1 protein-coding gene is annotated in these 554 nt (G+C 46.6%); it reads right to left on the reverse strand.

Annotated elements, in window-relative coordinates; genetic code table 11:
• Positions 1-554: efflux RND transporter permease subunit (locus R7Z50_RS30060; RefSeq protein WP_318150095.1), on the reverse strand; the 554-nt coding region annotated here is incomplete at both ends.

Genomic DNA, 554 nt, shown 5'->3' on the forward strand with positions numbered 1-554 from the left:
GTCGCAACAATTGGGCCTGTAACCTCTCGCATCGCTTTTTCTGTCGCCGCAATAGGAGCAAGACCTTCTTCGATGTTTCGCTCGACGTTTTCGACCACCACGATCGCATCATCAACAACGATACCGATAGCGAGTACTAAGCCAAACAGTGACAGAGCATTTAAAGAGAAGCCCATTAAGTACATGAAGGCGAACGTACCAACTAATGAAACCGGAACCGCAACTAATGGGATGATCGATGCGCGCCAAGTTTGCAGGAACAGAACAATAACTAGTACAACAAGTAATACCGCTTCAAGCAGTGTCTGCACTACCGCTTCAATAGAACCACGAACGAATACCGTTGGGTCGTAAACAATCTCGTAGCTCACACCTTGAGGGAAGCTAGCTGACAGCTCTTCCATTTTCGCTCTTACGTCATCAGAGATCTGAATCGCGTTTGAGCCAGAAGCTTGGAAGATTGGAATGGCAACTGCGTCTTGGTTATCAAGTAGTGAACGAAGTGAGTAGGTTTCGGCACCTAATTCAATACGAGCGACATCTTTCAAATGGTT

This window comes from Vibrio sp. 1249-1 (assembly GCF_033340495.1).